At 67.8% G+C, this 18,272-nt stretch carries 12 protein-coding genes, 6 pseudogenes and 1 riboswitch; of the genes and pseudogenes, 9 read left to right on the top strand and 9 right to left on the bottom strand.

From position 1 onward, the window contains the following. Nucleotides 1–335: 335 nt before the first annotated feature. Together hemG and hemE are read right to left on the bottom strand one after the other, a co-directional pair. The gene (gene hemG, locus ACPEE0_RS06185) at nucleotides 336–1,793 is read right to left on the bottom strand and encodes a protoporphyrinogen oxidase (RefSeq protein ID WP_424574157.1); all 1,458 of its coding nucleotides are present in this window, start codon (nucleotides 1,791–1,793) and stop codon (nucleotides 336–338) included. A gap of 3 nt (nucleotides 1,794–1,796) precedes the next feature. Next, nucleotides 1,797–2,890, bottom strand: a pseudogene (hemE, locus tag ACPEE0_RS06180) (uroporphyrinogen decarboxylase). A gap of 145 nt (nucleotides 2,891–3,035) precedes the next feature. On the opposite strand from hemE, the pseudogene ACPEE0_RS06175 reads away from it, so the two are divergent. Continuing rightward, a pseudogene (locus tag ACPEE0_RS06175) lies at nucleotides 3,036–4,369 on the top strand (glutamyl-tRNA reductase). A 70-nt stretch (nucleotides 4,370–4,439) separates the two neighbouring features. On the opposite strand, the pseudogene moeB reads toward ACPEE0_RS06175, so the two are convergent. Then, nucleotides 4,440–5,640 (bottom strand): annotated as a pseudogene (gene moeB, locus ACPEE0_RS06170) (molybdopterin-synthase adenylyltransferase MoeB). A gap of 84 nt (nucleotides 5,641–5,724) precedes the next feature. Here moeB and ACPEE0_RS06165 point away from each other — a divergent pair. The 3 genes and pseudogenes from ACPEE0_RS06165 to ACPEE0_RS06155 all read left to right on the top strand — a co-directional run bounded on the left by ACPEE0_RS06165 (nucleotide 5,725) and on the right by ACPEE0_RS06155 (nucleotide 7,010). Continuing rightward, nucleotides 5,725–6,389, top strand: a pseudogene (locus tag ACPEE0_RS06165) (TetR/AcrR family transcriptional regulator). A 62-nt stretch (nucleotides 6,390–6,451) separates the two neighbouring features. Beyond that, nucleotides 6,452–6,676, top strand: a complete 225-nt coding sequence (locus tag ACPEE0_RS06160) for a DUF3107 domain-containing protein (protein ID WP_009357701.1) — start codon at nucleotides 6,452–6,454, stop codon at nucleotides 6,674–6,676. 31 nt (nucleotides 6,677–6,707) lie between these two features. After that, a complete protein-coding gene (locus ACPEE0_RS06155) occupies nucleotides 6,708–7,010 on the top strand; it encodes a hypothetical protein (RefSeq protein WP_424574156.1) in 303 nt (100 codons plus the stop codon). Here ACPEE0_RS06155 and ACPEE0_RS06150 read toward each other — a convergent pair. The 4 genes and pseudogenes from ACPEE0_RS06150 to thiO all read right to left on the bottom strand — a co-directional run bounded on the left by ACPEE0_RS06150 (nucleotide 7,007) and on the right by thiO (nucleotide 9,835). After that, a complete protein-coding gene (locus ACPEE0_RS06150) occupies nucleotides 7,007–7,420 on the bottom strand; it encodes a 4a-hydroxytetrahydrobiopterin dehydratase (protein ID WP_424574155.1) in 414 nt (137 codons plus the stop codon). The two genes, ACPEE0_RS06155 and ACPEE0_RS06150, sit on opposite strands and share 4 nt — an antisense overlap. 42 nt (nucleotides 7,421–7,462) lie before the next feature. Then, nucleotides 7,463–8,278 (bottom strand): annotated as a pseudogene (locus ACPEE0_RS06145) (thiazole synthase). 4 nt (nucleotides 8,279–8,282) lie between these two features. Then, the gene (gene thiS, locus ACPEE0_RS06140; RefSeq protein ID WP_424574154.1) at nucleotides 8,283–8,519 is read right to left on the bottom strand and encodes a sulfur carrier protein ThiS; all 237 of its coding nucleotides are present in this window, start codon (nucleotides 8,517–8,519) and stop codon (nucleotides 8,283–8,285) included. After that, nucleotides 8,516–9,835, bottom strand: coding sequence for a glycine oxidase ThiO (gene thiO, locus ACPEE0_RS06135; RefSeq protein ID WP_424574153.1), 1,320 nt, complete (start codon nucleotides 9,833–9,835; stop codon nucleotides 8,516–8,518). Before thiO ends, thiS begins: the two co-directional genes overlap by 4 nt. After that, a riboswitch (TPP riboswitch) is annotated at nucleotides 9,828–9,946 on the bottom strand. Its footprint overlaps the gene before it by 8 nt. 27 nt (nucleotides 9,947–9,973) lie before the next feature. Here thiO and thiE point away from each other — a divergent pair. The 4 genes from thiE to ACPEE0_RS06115 all read left to right on the top strand — a co-directional run bounded on the left by thiE (nucleotide 9,974) and on the right by ACPEE0_RS06115 (nucleotide 15,189). Then, nucleotides 9,974–10,705, top strand: a complete 732-nt coding sequence (gene thiE / locus ACPEE0_RS06130; RefSeq protein ID WP_424574152.1) for a thiamine phosphate synthase — start codon at nucleotides 9,974–9,976, stop codon at nucleotides 10,703–10,705. Nucleotides 10,706–10,803: 98 nt separating this feature from the next. Beyond that, a complete protein-coding gene (locus ACPEE0_RS06125; protein ID WP_424574151.1) occupies nucleotides 10,804–12,315 on the top strand; it encodes an RNB domain-containing ribonuclease in 1,512 nt (503 codons plus the stop codon). 301 nt (nucleotides 12,316–12,616) lie between these two features. Beyond that, nucleotides 12,617–14,299 (top strand): DEAD/DEAH box helicase, encoded by a 1,683-nt coding sequence (locus ACPEE0_RS06120; RefSeq protein ID WP_424574150.1) that lies wholly within the window; start codon nucleotides 12,617–12,619, stop codon nucleotides 14,297–14,299. Beyond that, entirely contained in the window at nucleotides 14,296–15,189 is an 894-nt protein-coding gene (locus ACPEE0_RS06115; RefSeq protein ID WP_009357709.1) for a DNA-methyltransferase, read from the top strand. The genes ACPEE0_RS06120 and ACPEE0_RS06115 overlap by 4 nt, the downstream gene beginning before the upstream one ends. A 47-nt stretch (nucleotides 15,190–15,236) precedes the next feature. Here ACPEE0_RS06115 and ACPEE0_RS06110 read toward each other — a convergent pair whose 3' ends face one another. Continuing rightward, on the bottom strand, nucleotides 15,237–15,596 hold the full coding sequence (locus tag ACPEE0_RS06110; protein WP_009357710.1) for a hypothetical protein: 360 nt from the start codon (nucleotides 15,594–15,596) through the stop codon (nucleotides 15,237–15,239). An 86-nt stretch (nucleotides 15,597–15,682) separates the two neighbouring features. Continuing rightward, nucleotides 15,683–16,561, bottom strand: coding sequence for a PHP domain-containing protein (locus ACPEE0_RS06105; RefSeq protein ID WP_424574149.1), 879 nt, complete (start codon nucleotides 16,559–16,561; stop codon nucleotides 15,683–15,685). A gap of 79 nt (nucleotides 16,562–16,640) precedes the next feature. On the opposite strand from ACPEE0_RS06105, the pseudogene ACPEE0_RS06100 reads away from it, so the two are divergent. Further along, nucleotides 16,641–18,222: pseudogene (locus tag ACPEE0_RS06100) on the top strand (aminopeptidase P family protein). The last annotated feature ends 50 nt before the right edge of the window (nucleotides 18,223–18,272 follow it).

Genomic DNA, 18,272 nt, shown 5'->3' with positions numbered 1-18,272 from the left:
CCCCGGGGTTGTCCCGGGATGGCTCGGTCGGCAGGGAGCCTGTTTCCTGCGCCAGCGGAATTGTCGGGCTGCCGGGATCAGCCAGCCCTTCGTCTGCTTGGGACGCTGTGGCGCCTGTGGCTAGAACCAGTACCGCTCCGATTGCCGCTGCATAACCGCCGCGCCGGATTCCCCCATGGATACCAGTCCGGGACATTGAAAGCTCGGACCTGTGTTGAACCATAGTCATCGACCCTAGCCATGGAGCAGAGGGAATTGAAAGCTGGTGAAACGGGGCTGGGACACCCGCCGGAACCGCTGCCGGCACCCAACCCCGTCCTGACCAGCGAAGACGTTCAGCCTGCCAGATTCCGGATCTGTTGCTGCGTGTCGGACACCACGGCGGCCAGGCCGTTGCCAGCAGCCCAGCCACCCACCACGGCAAGGCCGCCCGCACTGTCGCAGGCCTCGCGGATGGCAGCCACCCTCGCACGATGGCCGACGGCGGCGAACGGCAGGGCCCCGCGCCAGCGGACCACGTCCCAATCCACGATGCTTTCCCGGCTGATGTCCACGCCCAGCAGGGCTGAGGCGTCCCGCAGTGAGGCAGCCAGGAGTTCATCGTCCGTCCCGGGGCCGGCTGGCAGTCCCCCAACGCCGTCCACCCGGCCGTAGGACAGCCGCAGGACGTGCCGGCCCGGGCCGGCGGCTGCGGCCAGCCAGTCCCATTTGCCGGTGGCGTGCGTCAGCGCCTTCGCTTCAATTCCCGGGGTCTGCGGCGCCACCAGGATGCCCGTGCCGCGGGGGCGGCGGTCCAAGGCGGGATTGTCCAGGACCAGTGTGACCAGCTTGACGTCGGGCCCGGCTGCCGGCTTCCTGCCGGCGACGGCGGGCACCGGCCCGGCCAGGAGGTCGACGGCGGCCGGACCGTCCACCGCGACCACGAGCAGGGCGGCGTCGAAGTCAGCACCGCCGGCCGCAACGCGCCAGCCTTCCGGTGTGCGGCGGACGGCGACGGCGGTTGTCCCGGACAGGAGCGTGACATCCCGTTGACGGAGGTCCTCCAGGAGCGCGCCCACCAGGGTGTGCATGCCGCCTTCCAGGCCAGCGACGGCGGATCCTGCCTTGGCGGGTCTGCTATTGACGGTTGCCGTGCCCTGCGCGGGAGGTGCACCGGATCCCTTCCGCTGGGCGGCGACGGCTCCGGCGAGGGACCCGTGTTGCCGGAGCCGGGTGCGGAGGCCGGGGGCCACCATGTCGACGTCCAGCAGCCCGGGATCGGCCGAATGGACGCCTCCCACTACGGGGGCCACCAGCCGGTCCAGGACGCGGGCGCCCATCCGGGCCTTGACCAGGGCTGACACGCTGGTGACTTCCTGCCCGGTACCCACCGAGGCCGGCAGGATCCGGTCCAGGGACGCCCGGAGCGAGCCGAGCAGCCCGAGGGAACGGCGTACTTCCGGGTCCCAGGGATTGGCGGGAATGCCCAGCACGCCGGTCCGGGGCAGTTCCCGTGGACCCTCCGGCAACTGGACCCAGGCGCCTCCCGGCCGGGGCGACACAATCTTTGCCGCCAGCCCAAGCTCGGAGGCCAGCTTCGAAACCGCGTCGGACCGGGTGGCGAAGGACTCTGCGCCGCTGTCGAGCACCAGGCCGGCCACCACGTGGCTCCCTACACAGCCGCCCCAGGCATCGCCGGCTTCAAGGACGGTGACCCTGTAGCCGGCCGCTGCCAGCCCGCGCGCGGAGAGCAGCCCGGAAATCCCGCCGCCCACCACCAGCGCGGTCTGTGCCGAAGCCGGCGCGCTCTCCACGGACTACTCCGGGGAGATGGAGTGGATGAGTTCCACCACCCGGGTCAGGACATCGGGGTCCGTCTCGGGCGGCACGCCGTGGCCCAGGTTGAGGACGTGTCCGGGTGCCGACGAGCCTGCCGCGATGACCTCACGGACGTGGGCTTCAAGGATTTCCCAGGGGCCGGAAGCAGGGCGGGGTCAATGTTGCCCTGCAGCGGTACTGTTCCGCCCAGGCGGCGGTTGGCTTCGTCAAGGGGCAGCCGGTAGTCGACGCCCACCACATCGACGCCGACATCCTTCATGGCCACCAGGAGCTCCGAGGTGCCGGTGCCGAAGTGGACCAGCGGGGCACCGAGGTGGCGGACGTGGTCCAGCGCGCGGGTCGAGGCAGGCGCGACGTACCGGGTGTAATCGGCCAGGCCCAGGGATCCGGCCCAGGAATCGAACAGCTGGCCGGCGGAGGCACCTGCCTCGAGCTGTGCCTGGAGGAACATCCCGGACGCGTCGGCAGCCCAGTTGGCCAGGGCAGACCAGGTTTCCGGGTCGGCGTGCATCATGGTGCGCGGCCCGAGGTGGTCGCGGGAAGGCTTGCCCTCCACCATGTAGGCAGCCAGCGTGAACGGGGCGCCGGCGAAACCGATCAGCGGGGTCTTGCCAAGCTCGGCCACCGTCAGCCGGACCGCTTCCCGGATCGGTTCCAGCGCCTCCCAGGTCAGCTGCGGCAGCGCCGCGACATCGGCTGCCGTCCGGACGGGCTTGTCCAGGACGGGGCCCACTCCGGGAACGATGTCCACGCCCACGCCAGCAAGCTTCAGCGGAATGACGATATCGGAGAAGAAAATGCCTGCGTCAACGTCGTGCCGGCGGACCGGCTGGAGGGTGATCTCGGACGCCAGCTCCGGCCGCAGGCAGGAGTCCAGCATCGCAATGCCCTCACGGACCTTGAGGTACTCGGGCAGGGAACGCCCCGCCTGCCGCATGAACCAGACAGGACGGCGGGAGGGTTTGCCGCCGCGGTAGGCAGTGATCAGCGGAGAGTCCGCGGTGCGGCCGTCCAGCAGCGGATGGTCAGCGGCAAGGGCGCCGGCAGCGGAGACGGCAGGGCTAGAAGTCATGCCTTTGATTGTGCCGAAGATCAGCGCCAAAAGATAACGACAGCCTGTCATCCCCGGGACAGGATTTCCCGTCGTGGCAGGAATCACAGGCACGGATACCTCCCTGACCGGGGAGGGAGTTGTTCTACCGAGGAACGAAAAAGCTATGATTGGTCTGCTGTGGTTCTTTTTTTCATTGGTGGCTACACACGCCGACATCGATCTTGAGACCGTTGCTCAGTTGAGCAACGGTTCCTCCGGGATTGCCACGAACGCCCTCACCGGTTCACCGGCGGTGACGGGCGCGGTTGTCCTTGCCACCTGCAACCGCTATGAGATCTACGGCGAGGCGCCCCATCCGGATGATGTAGAGGCAGCCCGCGCAGCCCTTGTCGCCCAGATCAGTGAAGCCAGCGGCCTGAGTGAGCCGCTCGTGTCCCGCTCCTTCAGCACCCGAACCGGCCCCGAAGTAACCCAGCACCTCTTCGCCGTCAGCGCCGGACTGGACTCCGCCGTCGTTGGGGAACGGGAAATCGCAGGCCAGGTACGCCGCGCACTGATCACCGCCCAGCATGAAGGCACCGCCAGCGCGGGGTTGGTCCGGCTCTTCCAGGCCGCCTCCAAAACGGCAAAGGACGTAGGCGCCCAGACTGCGCTCGGTTCGCGCGGCCTGTCCATCGTGTCCGTCGCCCTGGACCTTGCAACGGATCTTTCCGAAAACCCGGACTGGTCCAGCAAGAAGGTTGTGGTCTTTGGGACCGGAGCCTACGCCGGCGCCACCATGGCACTGCTCCGCGAACGCGGCTGCACGGACATCTCCGTCTTCTCCTCCTCCGGCCGGGCCGAAGGCTTCGTCGCCACGCGGGGCGGCACCGCCCTCGACGACGATTCCCTCAACCCCGCCGTGGCCGCCGCGGACGTCATGATCGGCTGCAGCGGTTCGGATAGCCGGGTGGAAGCGGACGAGCTCGCCCAGGTCCGCGCCAACTCCCCGCAGCCGCTGATCGCCATCGACCTGGCGCTCACCCACGACTTCGACCCCGCCGTCGGCGAGCTGGACGGCGTCGAACTCCTCACCCTTGAATCCGTCCGCCTGGCCGCGCCGCAGGAACAGGCCGATCCCTGGCGCAGGCAAGCAGCATCGTCAAAGGTGCCGCCACGGCTTTTGAACAGGAACGCGAGGCCCGGTCCGTGGATTCCGCCATAGTTGCCCTTCGCCGCCACACCATGAACGTCCTGGACGCCGAAATGGAAAAGGTCCGGGCCCGGCACGGCTGCACCGCCGCTGCCGAGGAAGTGGAATTCGCACTCCGCCGCATGGTCAAGCAGCTGCTGCACGTCCCTACGGTCCGCGCCAGGGAACTGGCGGCCAACGGCCAGCAGGACGAGTACGTGGCGGCCCTGGAGGCCCTCTACGGCATCACCGTGGAGCAGCCCGCCGCCCGTCCGTCCGCCCAGGCTGAATGCCCGGTGGACCACCGGGGTCTCGAAAGCGCCTGAACCCCACTTGCTCTATCAGATATGGCTCCCAAAACACTGTTTTGGGAGCCATATCTGATAGAGCATCGGGTCAGTAGACCGGCTTGTGGGGTTCCACCTCGCGCACCCACGAGAGGATGCCGCCGTCGAGATGGCTGACCCGCTGGTAGCCCGCCTTCTGCGCCGCTGCCAGGACGTTGGCTGACCGTGTCCCTGCCTTGCAGAGGAACACGATGTCCCGGTCCTGCGGAATCTCCGCCCATGCGTCGCCGGCCAGGATCCGGCCCTGCGGGATCAGCACCGCGCCGTCGATCCGGACGATCTCGAATTCACCCGGCTCCCGGACATCCACGAGCTCGAAATCCTTCAGCCCGGCCTTCCGTGACGCCAGCATGGTGGCCAGCTGCGTTGCGGTGACGGTGTGTTCGGTGTCCGACGGCGCTGCCGGTGTGATGCCGCAGAAGGCCTCGTAGTCCGTCAGCTCCGTAATGGGTGCCGCCGCGGGATCCTTGGATACCCGGATCTCCCGCCAGCTGCCGCCCAGGGCGTCGAACAGCGCCACCCGGCCCAGGAGGGAACGTCCGACGCCGGTGATCAGCTTCACTGCCTCAGTCACCATCATGGACCCCACAGCCGCGCACAGCATGCCGAAGACCCCGCCCTCGCCGCAGGAGGGAACAGAGCCGGCGGGCGGCGCTTCGGGGTAGAGATCGCGGTAGGTGGGTCCGTGTTTTTCCCAGAACACGCTGACCTGGCCGTCGAACCGGAAGATGGAGCCCCACACATACGGTTTGCCCAGGATGGCCGCGGCATCGTTGACCAGGTAGCGGGTGGCAAAGTTGCTCCGCCCCGTCCAGGATCAGGTCGTAGCCGGCAAACAGGTCCAGGGCGTTGGAGGCGTCCAGGCGGACATCATGGAGGCGGACGTCCACCAGCGGGTTGAGCGCGGCGATGGCGTCCCTGGCGGACTCGATCTTGGGCCTGCCGACATCCGCCACCCCATGGATGACCTGGCGCTGCAGGTTGCTGAGGTCAACGGCGTCGTCGTCGATGATCCCGATGGTTCCCACACCGGCAGCCGCCAGGTACAGCAGCGCCGGCGATCCCAGGCCCCCCGCGCCGATTACCAGGACCTTCGCGTTCTTGAGCCGCCGCTGCCCGATGGCCCCGATCTCGGGAATGATGAGGTGCCGGGAGTAGCGCTCCACCTCGGCAGGGGTCAGCTCACCCGCCGGTTCCACCAGGGGATCCAGGGAAACAGATGAAACATTTGCGGTGAAAGTCGAAGCCATACTTCAATGTATGCCCCGGGATACCGCCGGGTCATATTACCCCGCAGTAAAGTGGAGCTAACCGCAATGGAAAGAAGGACAACCGTGGTCCCTGAAGCACGGGCTGACCGCCCGCCCGCCGCCGAACAGCAGGCGGCCCCGCGTCCGGCAGGCCAGCGCTCCGCCCGGCTGCCGCGCGACGAGCGCCGCGCCCAACTCCTTTCCGCAGCGCAGGAAGTCTTCGTGGCCAACGGCTACCACGGTGCCGCCATGGACGAGATCGCCGAGACGGCCCACGTCAGCAAACCCGTCCTGTACCAGCACTTCCCGTCCAAGCGGGAACTGTACCTGGCGCTGCTGGAAAGCCACCTGGCGTCCCTCACCGACCTGATGCTGGGTGCGCTGAACTCCACCACGGACAACAAGGAACGCGTGCAGGCCGTGATGCGGGCCTACTTCCGCTTCATCGCCAATGACGACCAGGCCCACCGGCTGGTCTTCGAATCGGACCTCATCAACGATCCGGATGTCAGCTCCAGGCTGGAAACATTCAACCGGACCTTCGCGGACGCGATCGCACGTGTCATTGCCGAGGACACCAAGCTCCCCCATCTCGAAGCCGAGCTCCTGGGCCGGGACTGGCCGGAATGGCCCAGGTCAGCGCGCGGTACTGGCTCGAAACGGACGGCAACCTGGACCTCGATGTGGCCAGCGACCTCATCTACCGTTTAGCTTGGCGCGGAATCTCTCGCTTCCCCAAAGAGTCCTAGACTACAAATAAGACAACACCTCGTGGAGAAACACGAGTACTTTGACTGGCTGGGAGGCCCCTGTGGAAATTAAGATCGGCGTTCAGAACGTTGGCCGTGAGATTGTGCTGGAATCGACCCAGGACGCCGAGACGGTGGCCAAGGTTGTGGGCGAAGCCATCAATGCCGGCAGCGAGCTGCGGCTGACCGACGACAAGGGACGCCTGATCATTGTTCCCGGAAATGCCCTTGGCTATGTGGAAATCGGCGCCGAAGAGGTCCGCCGCGTAGGGTTCGGCCAGTTCTAGCCCCGGCACCGCGAACGTTCCTAGGAGATCCATGCTTTCCCTGACCATCGTTGTGCTCGCAGCGATTGCCGCAGGCTTCGTCGTCTGGGCGAATGACAGGCGGCATGCCAAGTACGGCGCCGCCCTGCCCGCCGGCGTTGCCGTCGTTGCCGGGGCCCTGACCTGGATCATCCTGATGGCGGCAGGCTTTGGGTACCGCCCGGGCCTGACGTGGCTTCCGTGGGTACTGCCCATCGTGCTGGGAGCTGCGGCCGCCGTGGCCGCCGTCCTTTACCTGGGCCGCAGCCGGGCCCGCCAGGACACGCAGCGCCTCACTGCCATCCTCCGCCGCTAGGAGAGGAACAACCCGCAAACGCGCGTGGCCGCCGCCCTCCGGGGCGGCGGCCACCTTCGCTTAACGGATGACGAGTTTCCGGACAGGTAGCGCGAGGGTTCCGCATTCGCCCCGACGGCGGCCGCAGCCTCGCTCGCTCCTGCCGCGGCGGCGAGGTCCCGTTCTGTCACCTGCCCGCCTGCGTCGTGCGACGAGTAGCGGATGAAGACGCGGTTGTAGCGCCAGTCCAGGTCCGGGTGGTGGTTCTGTTCCTCAGCAAGGCGTCCGACGGCGGCAATCAGCTCGAGTGCGGCAGCCGCCGTCGGCGTCTTGAAGACGGTGACCAGGCCGCCGTCGTGGTACCGCCAGCCGGGCAGCCCTGCCAGGGCCTGGTCGATCTGTTCCCGGGGAAGGGCATCTTTGCCGGCCACTGCTGCTCCTTGGTCCAGGGGCATCAACCGGCGTGTGCCGGGCTAGAGGAACTCGGCCCGGCCTTCCATTGCCGACGATGCCAGCGCGTGTTCGCGGCGGGGAATGCGGCCCGCCGCTTTCGCCAGCCTACCGGCGATGACGGCGTGTTTGAATGCCTCCCCCATCAGGGCCGGGTTCTGTGCGCGGGTCACCGCCGTGGCCAGCAGCACGGCGTCGCAGCCGAGCTCCATGGCAAGGGCAGCGTCGGAGGCCGTACCGATCCCGGCATCCAGGACCACCGGGACCGAGGCGCGGGAGACGATGAGCTCAATGTTGTGCGGGTTCAGGATTCCCAGCCCCGTGCCGATGGGAGCCCCCAGCGGCATCACGGCGGTGGCGCCGAGGTTCTCCAGCCGCAGCGCCAGGACGGGTCGTCGTTGGTGTACGCAAACACCTTGAAGCCGCGGTTGACCAGCTGTTCGGTGGCCTCCACCAGCTCGACGGCGTCGGGAAGGAGCGTGTGTTCGTCGGCAATGACTTCGAGCTTCACCCAGTCCGTTTCCAGCGCTTCGCGGGCGAGTTCGGCGGTGAGGACGGCGTCCCGGGCGGTGAAGCATCCGGCGGTGTTCGGCAGGACCCGGATGCCGTGGTCCACCAGGAGCTGGAACAGCGAGCCCGTTTCCGCAGTGGAGTAGCGCCGCATCGCCACGGTGGTCAGGGACGTGCCGGAGGCGAGGAGCGCCGCGCCAAGCCCGTCCAGGCTCGGCGCGCCGCCGGTTCCCATGATGAGCCGGGACGCCAAGGGGCACGCCGTCGATGACCAGGACATCATCCAGGCCGGGTGCAGCCGTGGAGGTCAGGGTGGTGGATTCCGTCATGGTGTCAGCCTCCCTGCACTGCCGTGACAAGCTCGACGTCGTCACCGTCGGCGAGCGCCGTCGCGAACCATTGGCTCCGGGGAACCACCTGTGCGTTGTGCGCCACGGCGACGCCCAGCCTGTTCCCGTCGCTGGCCTGGCCGTCAGCCCCCACGGTGCGGCCGGTGACCTGGCTGACGAGCGTGGTGATGCACGCCCCCTCAGCCACCGTATGGTGGTTTCCGTTCAGGGTGATGTTCATGCTGTCTCCTTGATGTTGACGCTTGCAGCGGAGGATTCGCGGCCGGAGAAGCGGCCAGGGTTGAACGGCTCCCAGCGGGGGTCCGTTGTGCCGTCCATCAGGTCCCGGCAGATGGCACCGGCTGCGGGTGACAGGAGGACGCCGTGCCGGAAGAATCCGGTGGCGATGACCAGGCCCGCGATGTGCCCGCCCGGGGTGGAGCCTGGAGCGGCGGGCACCCTGCCCAGGAGCGGGGCGTTGTCCGGGGTCGCCGGCCGGGCCCGCGCCGTACACTCCAGCAATTCCAGCTCGGCGACGGCGGGGACCAGGACCTGCGCGTCCCGGAGGAGCTGGTAGACACCGCCGGCGGATACCGTTCCGGCAGCGGACCGGGCAGCTTGTGGGGCTGCAACGCCCCTGGCGGGGGCATCCTCACGCTGGGTGGCTCCGATCACCACCGTCCCGTCCTCCCGGGGGACGATGTACACGGGTACACCGCGGACCAGTCCGCGTACGGTGGCCGTGACCAGCGGCTGGAGGTGCTGCGGTACGGCGAGCCGGAGGATGTCCCCGTGCACCGGCCGCAGCGGCAGGTGCAGGCCCTCAGGCAGGTCCGCCAGCGCAGCGGCATCCAGTCCGTTGGCCACCACGGTTTCTCCGGCCAGGACTGTACCGCGTCCGGCAAGCCGGACTCCCGCAACAGTGCCATCAGCCCACAGCAGTCCAACGGCCCTGTCCGGCACGGCATACCCATCCACTGCACCCGCAGCTGCGCGGCCGCTGCTGGCAGTTTCCCCCGCCAGGGCGTTGCGAAGGCAGGACACCAGGCGCCTGGGATCGACCTGGTGGTCGGCGGGGGTGTCAAGTGCGCAGGCGATGGCGGGGCTCAGCAACGGTTCCCGCCGCCGCGCCTCGCGGACGGTCAAAGGCTCAACAGCCAGGCCGTTGGCCTGCTGGACCGCGCGCAAATCCATCAAGGCCCGGCGGTCGGCGGCGTCGGCACCCACGGCGAGGGTCGGCGTCGTCAGGTATCCGGTCCTTTCGCCGGACGCAGCGGCCAGGTCGGCGATAAAACCGGGCCACCGGGCCGAGGATGCGAGCATCAGGTCGAGGAGGTCCTCTTCCTGGTAGTGCAGCTCGCTCACCGGCGCCAGCATCCCTGCGGCGGCCCAGCTGGCGCCGCTGCCGGGTGCGTCATCGATCAGCGCGACGCTGCGGCCCGAGCGCAGTGCCTCCCAGGCGATCACGTGGCCCACAACTCCGCCGCCAATGACCGCGACGTCGGCCCTGACGGTGCCGTTGGTGGGTTGCGGGGGTGCCGTGTTGGGGGTGCCCATGTGTCTCCTTCCCTACGCCGGCATTACCCGGATCAGGTCAAGCGGTCGGCTCTGACGCCCTCTCAGCCCGGCGCTTTATGACAGCTGCCGCAGGCTCCCGCAGTACGAGGCAAGTGTAGAGGAACTAGGCTTGCAGCCATGAATGTGTCCCACTCCCCTTCCGCTGCCGGCGCCTCCGCAACCGATGCCTTCACCACCGCCGGGGGAACCGCCGGGCTCAAGACTGCCCGTCTCTACCTCTGTACTGACGCCCGCCGTGACCGCGGCGACTTCGCGGAGTTCGTGGATGCCGCGTTCGCCGGCGGAGTGGATATCATCCAGCTCCGCGACAAGGCCATCGAGGCTGCCGAGGAACTGGAACTGCTGGCCGTCCTGAAGGAAGCCGCGCAGCGCCATGGCAGGCTGTGGGCAGTGAACGACCGCGCCGACATCGCCGTGTTGTCCGGCGCTCCGGTGTTCCACATCGGCCAAAAGGACCTCCCCCTGCCCGCGGCCCGCACCTTGCTGAACGGCAACGCCGCCATTGGACTCTCCAGCCACACTCCGGACCAGGTGGATGCGGCCCTCGTTGCCACGGCCGGACCTGCCGGGCTGGACTACTTCTGCGTGGGGCCGGTCTGGGCCACCCCCACCAAACCGGGTCGGGCCGCCGTGGGACCCGACCTGGTGAAATACGCTGCGGCAGCCACCGCCAAAGCCGCTAACGAGGTGCCGTGGTTCGCCATCGGCGGCATCGACCACTCCAACGTCAGCGAGGTGGTGGCAGCGGGAGCCCGGAGGATTGTGGTGGTGCGGGCCATCACCGAAGCGGCGGACCCCGCCGCAGCGGCGGCCTCACTCCTGGCCGCCCTGGATGCTGCCGGCTCCTGAACTGGCGGGTCCTGAACTGCCGGCGGGGCAACACGGCCCTGCCGTTCATCCCGCCGATGGCCTGCATAATCGGCGGTCTTCGGGCTAGGCTGATTTTCGTGTCACACCATCGGCTGGCTCCCAACGTCCACGAGCACAACAATGCGCTGGAAGAGGCCCTGGGCGCGCTGCGGAGCGAGCTCGAGCTTCCCGGGCCGTACCCCGAGCATGCGGTCCGTGACGCCGAGGCGGCCGTGGCTGCGCTGGAGCTTCCGCCCCATGACCTGACCGGCGTCGATTTCGTCACCATCGATCCGGCATCGTCCACGGATTTGGACCAGGCGCTGTTCATAGAGGCCGACGGCGGCGGCTACCACGTGCTGTACGCCATCGCCGACGTTCCGGCGTTCGTGAAGCCGGGCGGACCGCTGGACCAGGAAACGCGCCGCCGCGGGCAGACCTTCTATGCCCCCGACGGCCGGATTCCGCTGCATCCGGAGGTCATCAGCGAAGGGGCAGGGAGCCTGCTGCCCGGCCAGGAGTGCCCGGCCTTCGTCTGGGACTTCCGCCTGGACGGCAACGCCGATGTCACCTCGGCCTCCGTCAGGCGGGCACGGATGCGCAGCCGCGCCAAGCTGAGCTACAAAGGCGCGCAGGCCCAACTGGACGCAGGCGGCGCATCCCCAGTCCTGCAGCTGCTGAAAGAGGTTGGGCTCAAGCGCGTGGAGCTGGAACGTGCCCGTGACGGCGCCAGCCTGAACATGCCGGAGCAGGAGATCGTCCAGCTCCCCGACGGTGGCTACCGCATCGCTGCCGCGCCGCAGCTGCCCGTGGAGGACTGGAACGCGCAGATCTCGCTGATGACGGGCATGGCCGCTGCGCAGATCATGCTGGACGGGCAAGTGGGCATCCTCCGGACCATGCCCGCGCCGGACGAACGCTCCCTGAACCACTTCAAACTCCAGACCGAGGCGCTGGGAAAGCCGTGGGACGGCGAGGTCAGCTATGGCGAGTACCTGCGCAGCCTGGACCCGACCGAACCGCGGCAGCTCGCCATCATGCACTCGGCGGGGATGCTGTTCCGCGGCGCCTCCTATACAGCTTTTGACGGCAGCGTCCCGGAGGCCGCCATCCAGGCCGCCATCGGTGCGGCCTACGCGCACACCACCGCTCCCCTGCGGCGGCTGGTGGACCGCTTCGTGCTGGTGATCTGCGAGGCCCTCAGCAATGGCGGCAACGTTCCCGGCTGGGCGCGTGAGGCCCTTCCGTCGCTTCCCGAGATCATGGCGGGATCGGACCAGCTGGCGTCCCGGATGGAGCGGATGGCGCTGGACACCGTGGAGGCCGCGCTCCTGGTCAACCACATTGGCCAGGAGTTTGATGCCATCGTGATCTCCGGGTCGAAGCCGCAAAAAGACAACGGCAATGGCAACAACGGCAGGAACGGAAACGGCAAGAACGGCAACGGCAAGAACGGCAACGGCAATGGCGGTTCCGGCATCATCCAGGTGGCTGAACCTGCCGTCACGGCCCGCTGCGCAGGCGACCTGGAGTCCGGCACCAAGGTCCGCGTCCGCCTGCTTTCGTCCAACATCGCAACCCGTGAGGTCCACTTCGAACTGGTCGGCTGAGGTCCGCTGCGGGCCCGCATACCCGCCCCCGGGGGTGCAAAAGCCGGTATTGCGGCCTTGTACGGCTAGACTGGAGAAGTAGAAATGGATGCCCGGTCGTTGATTTCCTTGATTTGAAACCAACAAGCCCGCCCCTACGCGATCTTGAGATTTGCCCGCTGGTCACCAGTGCCAGCATTTAGATAGCCCGCGATCGGCTTCCACTGGAATTGCTTGTGCGCCCGAGCGTGCTCCGGACCGGCCTGCCGGCCGGCCCGTTGAGCAGGCAGCGCCAATGCCCAAATGAATAAGGAAACTCCCTGTGAGTGAATTGCATACCCACCAGCTTCTGACGGACGAGACCGGCACCGAGACCATTGAGCCGGAAGAGACCATCATCTCGGACGAGAAGCCGCACGAAATCGCGGAAAAGTCCTTCGCCGACTACAACGTCCGCGAGGACATCGTGGAATCGCTGGCCGACGCCGGCATCACGCACCCCTTCCCCATCCAGGCCATGACCCTGCCGGTGGCATTGTCCGGCCACGACATCATCGGACAGGCCAAGACCGGCACCGGCAAGACCCTCGGCTTCGGCATTCCCGCCCTGCAGCGCGTCATCGGCCAGGACGACCCCGGCTACGCGAAGCTCGCCGTACCGGGCGCACCGCAGGCCCTGGTGATCGTCCCCACCCGCGAACTGGCAGTGCAGGTGGCCAATGACCTGCAGACTGCATCCCGCAAACGCAACGCCCGCATCGCCACCATCTACGGCGGCCGCGCCTACGAGCCGCAGGTGGAAGCGCTGAAGCAGGGCGTCGAAGTTGTGGTGGGCACCCCGGGGCGCCTCATCGACCTGTACAAGCAGAAGCACCTGAGCCTCAAGAACGTCAAGATCGTGGTCCTGGACGAGGCCGACGAAATGCTGGACCTCGGGTTCCTGCCCGACGTCGAGACCCTGATCGCGGCCACCCCCGCTGTCCGGCAGACGCTGCTGTTCTCCGCCACCATGCCCGGCCCGGTCATCGCCATGGCCCGGCGCTACATGACCCAGCCCACCCATATCCGCGCCGCAGACCCGGACGACGAGGGCCTGACCAAGCGCGACATCCGGCAGCTCATCTACCGTGCGCACAGCATGGACAAGACCGAGGTGGTGGCCCGCATCCTGCAGGCCAGGGGCCGCGGCCGCACCATCATCTTCACCAAAACCAAGCGCACCGCCGCGAAGGTGGCAGAGGAACTGGTGGACCGCGGGTTCGCCGCCGCCGCCATCCACGGCGACCTGGGCCAGGGTGCCCGCGAGCAGGCCCTGCGCGCCTTCCGCAACAACAAGGTGGACGTCCTGGTGGCCACCGACGTCGCTGCCCGCGGCATCGACGTGGAGGATGTCACGCACGTCATCAACTACCAGTGCGTCGAAGACGAAAAGATCTACCTGCACCGGGTGGGCCGCACCGGCCGCGCCGGCAACAAGGGGACGGCCGTCACCTTCGTGGACTGGGACGACGTTCCCCGCTGGGCCCTGATCAACAAGGCCCTGGGCCTCAACGTTCCCGAGCCGGTGGAAACCTACTCCTCCTCGCCGCACCTCTTCACGGACCTGGACATTCCTGAGGGCACCAAGGGCCGCCTCCCGCGGGACAAGCGCACCCTTGCCGGTGTGGACGCCGAGGTCCTCGAAGACCTGGGCGAAACCGGTAAGAAGAACAGCCGCGGCGGCCGCGGGGACGGCCGTGAACGGGCCGGCCGTGGACGCCGGGATTCCGGCAGCCGCGAAGATGGCCGCGGCGGCGAGTCCGCAGGCCGCTCCGGTGAGCGCCGCCGTCGTACGTCAGGCCCGGCGGCCGCATCTGCGCCTGCCGGCGAGGCCGGACAGAACGACGGCGAGCAGCCCACGCGTGCGCGCCGCACCCGTACCCGCACCCGGCGCCGCAACGGCGAAGTGGTTGCCGGCGCTGACAAGGGCACACAGCCGGGCGCCGAGGGCGAACTGCCCCGATGACTGACACTGTTTGGGCGCCGGACGGCGGCAGCCTGGTGGTGCACGCGGACAACGCGGAGTACCTCCCCACGCTGCCGGACGGCGCCTTCACACTGATTTATGTGGATCCGCCCTTCAATACAGGCAGGCCGCAGCGGCGCCAGGAAACCAGGATGGTGGCCAATGCCGAGGGCAGCGGCGACCGCGTCGGCTTCAAGGGCCGCTCCTATGACACCATCAAGGGCGCCTTGCACCGCTACGATGACGCGTTCAGCGACTACTGGTCCTTCCTGGAACCGCGGCTCGTCGAGGCGTGGCGCCTGCTGGCGGAGGACGGGACGCTGTACCTGCACCTGGACTACCGAGAGGTCCACTACGCCAAGGTGATGCTCGATGCCATCTTCGGCCGGGAATGCTTCCTGAACGAGATCATCTGGGCCTACGACTACGGCGCCCGCGCCAAGAACCGCTGGCCCACCAAGCACGACAATATCCTCGTCTACGTCAAGAACCCCGCCAAGTACCACTTCGACAGCGCCGAAGTGGACAGGGAACCCTACATGGCCCCCGGCCTGGTCACTCCCGCCAAGCGGGAACTCGGCAAGCTGCCCACGGACGTCTGGTGGCACACCATCGTCTCCCCCACCGGCAAGGAAAAAACCGGCTACCCCACGCAGAAGCCGGAGGGACTGGTCCGGCGCGTCGTCGCCGCGTCAAGCAGGCCCGGCGACTGGTGCCTGGACTTCTTCGCCGGCTCCGGCACCCTCGGCGCGGTGGCGGCCAAGCTGGGCCGCAAATTCGTCTGCGTGGACCAGAACCAGCCCGCGGTGGACATCATGGCCAGGCGGCTGGGCGCACACGCCACCCTCGCGTCGTTCCCACCGCACCCTGCCGCGCAGGTGTCCTTGTAGGGGGCCGTTAAGGACACCTGCTGCGGCTTTTTGCGCCTGCGGTTCCGCTAGCAGGTTTCCAGCAGCTGGATTCCGTGGTCCCCCTGGCGGTTGTCCAGGACGGCTCCGCTGGATTCGCAGATGGCGTTGACCAACAGGGCATAGCCCTCGCCGTTCTGGAAATTGCCGTCGTCGCCTGCGCCTTCCGGGACGGTTCCCGGGGGCAGGAACACCCAGGCACCAGCTTCCAGCACGTAAGCCCAGTTGCCCTGCACATGGACGTGGATGTCGGGGCCGGGTATGAACACGTAGTCGCTGCCCGTGTAGGCCGACCGGCTGACGTTGGCACAGTCCAGCGCATTGGCTGCGGTGGGGACAAACATGAAAACGACGGCCAGACCAGCCGCGGCAAGTGATTTCCTGAACATGATTCTTCTCCGTCTACCGTACGAAATATTGCATGGTGACGAGACTCTTTTGGCACCGAAAGCCACCCCGGCAAGCGAAAGACTACTCAGGCGGGACCATTAGTCAAGGTGCGCGGAGCTTCCCCGCACAACGGCGGTCCCGTGCCCAGTTCCTCGATCCTGGCCAGGGCTTCCCGGGACGTGAGGTTCTCGCCCAGCAGGTTGGGTTTGCCGGTGCCGTGGTAGTCGGAGGAACCCGTTACCAGCAGGTCGTGCTTCGCGGCGAGCCGCCGGAGGAAGGCCCGCCCTTCCTCCGGGTTGTCCCGGTGGTCGATCTCCAGGCCAGCCAGGCCGGCGTCGATCATTTCCCGGTAGGTGCGCTCCCCCACCGTCCTGCCCCGCGCGGTCGCCACCGGATGGGCAAAGACAGGCACGCCGCCGGCGGCGCGGACGAGCTCGACGGCGGTGGCGGGGTCGGGTGCGTAGTGCTGGATAAAGTAGCGCGAGCGTGAGGTGAGGATGGTGGCGAAGGCTTCGGAGCGGTCCTCCACCACACCGGCGGCCACCAGCGCGTCGGCGATGTGGGGACGGCCGAGGGTCGCGCCGGGCGCCACATGGTGGATGACGTCGTCCCAGGTGAGCGGATAGTCCTCGGCGAGGAGCGTGACCATCCGCTCTGCACGCGTGAGGCGGGCGTCCTTGGCCTTGGTGATCTCCTCCAGCAGGCCCTCGTGCGCGGGGTCGTGCAGGTAGCTCAGGAGGTGCACGCTGATGCCTTCCGAGGTCCGGCAGGACACCTCCATCCCGGGCACCAGGGCCACTCCGTGCTCAACGGCTGCAGCGGATGCTTCCGCCCAGCCGTCCGTGGAGTCATGGTCGGTCAGTGCCACCACGTCCAGCCCGGCGCGGGCGGCGGAGGCCATCACGTCGGCGGGTTTCTCCGTGCCGTCGGAGACATTGGAGTGGGCATGCAGGTCAATCCTCACCTGTCCAGACTAGTTGACCGGCCCCGCCCCCGGCGGAAGCCCGTTCGCATCGCCGCGGAGCTGGTGAGACGATGGTGCCGTGAACGATGCCGAAAACACCCTGAACTCTGCTTCCCAGCCGCTGGAAGAGCGTGTCAACAACCGCTCGCAGCGGCCCAGTTCCGACGCCTTCAAGGCCTTCATGGCCAGCAACTGGGCACCGTCCAGCGAGGAGCTGCCGGACCGTGACGCCGTTGCTGCCTACGCCGCAACCCGGCGCAAAGCCATCTCCGCCAAGTTCAAGGGCGAACGCCTGGTGATCCCCGCGGGGCCATTGAAGGTCCGCTCCAACGACTGCGACTACCGGTTCCGGCCGTTCTCCGGTTTCGCCCACCTGACCGGCCTGGGCCTGGACCACGAGCCGGACGCGGTCCTGATACTTGATCCCGTCGGGGAGGGTAAGGGCGACGACGGCGGGCACCACCGTGCCACGCTCTACTTCCGTCCGCTGGCCGGCCGGGATACGGAGCAGTTCTACGCCGACGCGCGGTCCGGGGAATTCTGGATCGGCGCCCGGCCCACGCTGGCCGAGTTTGAGGCACGTCTGGGCCTGGCGACGGCCCACATCGACCAGCTGGAAACAGCCGTCACCAAGGATGTTGGTGCCCCGGAAATCGGCGGCATCTCCATCCGGCTGGTGCGCAAAGTGGATGAAAACATCGACGCACTTGTGGACACCGCCCGGTACAACACCGCCAGGGACCCGGAAAACCTTGACCTGGGCGTGTTCGACGCCCTGGACGAAAAGCTCAGTGAGGCCCTCTCCGAGCTGCGCCTGCTCAAGGACGAGTGGGAGATTGAACAGATGAAGACTGCCGTGGCTGCCACCATTGAAGGCTTCGAGGAAGTGGTGAAGTCACTGCCCCGCGCCCTGACCCATGCCCGGGGTGAACGGGTAGTGGAGGGGGCCTTCTTCGCACGGGCACGAGAGGTGGGCAACGAACTGGGCTACGACACCATCGCGGCCTCCGGCAACAATGCCACCGTGCTGCACTGGACCCGCAATACCGGGAAGATCCACGCGGGCGAACTGCTGCTGCTGGACGCCGGCGTGGAGGTGGACTCCCTGTACACCGCTGACATCACGCGCACCCTGCCGGCCAGCGGGGTCTTCAGCGACGTGCAGCGGAAGGTCTACCAGGCAGTGCTGGACGCCGCGGATGCAGGGTTCGCCGCGGCCCGGCCCGGCGCCAAGTTCCGCGACATCCACACTGCCGCCACTACCGTGCTGGCCGAACGGCTCGCCGAGTGGGGCCTTCTGCCTGTCAGCGTGGAAGAGGCCATCAGCACCGACGGCCAGCAGCACCGGCGGTGGATGCCCCACGGCACCAGCCACCACCTCGGTCTGGACGTCCATGACTGTGCCCAGGCCAAGCGGGAACTCTACCCTGGACGGCATCCTCACCGAAGGCATGCTGTTCACTATCGAACCCGGCCTGTACTTCAAGGCCGAGGACCTGGCGATCCCGGAGGAATACCGCGGCATCGGTATCCGGATCGAGGACGACATCCTGATGACGGCCGACGGACCGGTCAACCTCAGCGCCGCCCTGCCCCGCAAGCCGGCGGACGTGGAGGACTGGATGGCCGGGATCTACCGCGAAGCTGACAGCGCACAGTAGTACCGATATACAAAAGCGGGGCCACCCGGGACTGGATCAGTCCCCGGGTG

The sequence above is a fragment of the Arthrobacter sp. SD76 genome (assembly GCF_049726125.1).
Classification (GTDB): domain Bacteria; phylum Actinomycetota; class Actinomycetes; order Actinomycetales; family Micrococcaceae; genus Arthrobacter; species Arthrobacter nitrophenolicus.
The sequence above is the reverse complement of the archived record's forward strand: the minus strand, read 5'-3'. Positions and strand labels throughout refer to the sequence as shown.

Coding starts and splice junctions, on each gene's coding strand:
- ACPEE0_RS06110 (WP_009357710.1), bottom strand. CDS start 15,596: ATGTTCAGGAAATCACTTGCCGCGGCTGGTCTGGCCGTCGTTTTCATG.
- thiS (WP_424574154.1), bottom strand. CDS start 8,519: ATGAACATCACCCTGAACGGAAACCACCATACGGTGGCTGAGGGGGCG.
- thiE (WP_424574152.1), top strand. CDS start 9,974: ATGAATGTGTCCCACTCCCCTTCCGCTGCCGGCGCCTCCGCAACCGAT.
- ACPEE0_RS06115 (WP_009357709.1), top strand. CDS start 14,296: ATGACTGACACTGTTTGGGCGCCGGACGGCGGCAGCCTGGTGGTGCAC.
- thiO (WP_424574153.1), bottom strand. CDS start 9,835: ATGGGCACCCCCAACACGGCACCCCCGCAACCCACCAACGGCACCGTC.
- ACPEE0_RS06155 (WP_424574156.1), top strand. CDS start 6,708: ATGCTTTCCCTGACCATCGTTGTGCTCGCAGCGATTGCCGCAGGCTTC.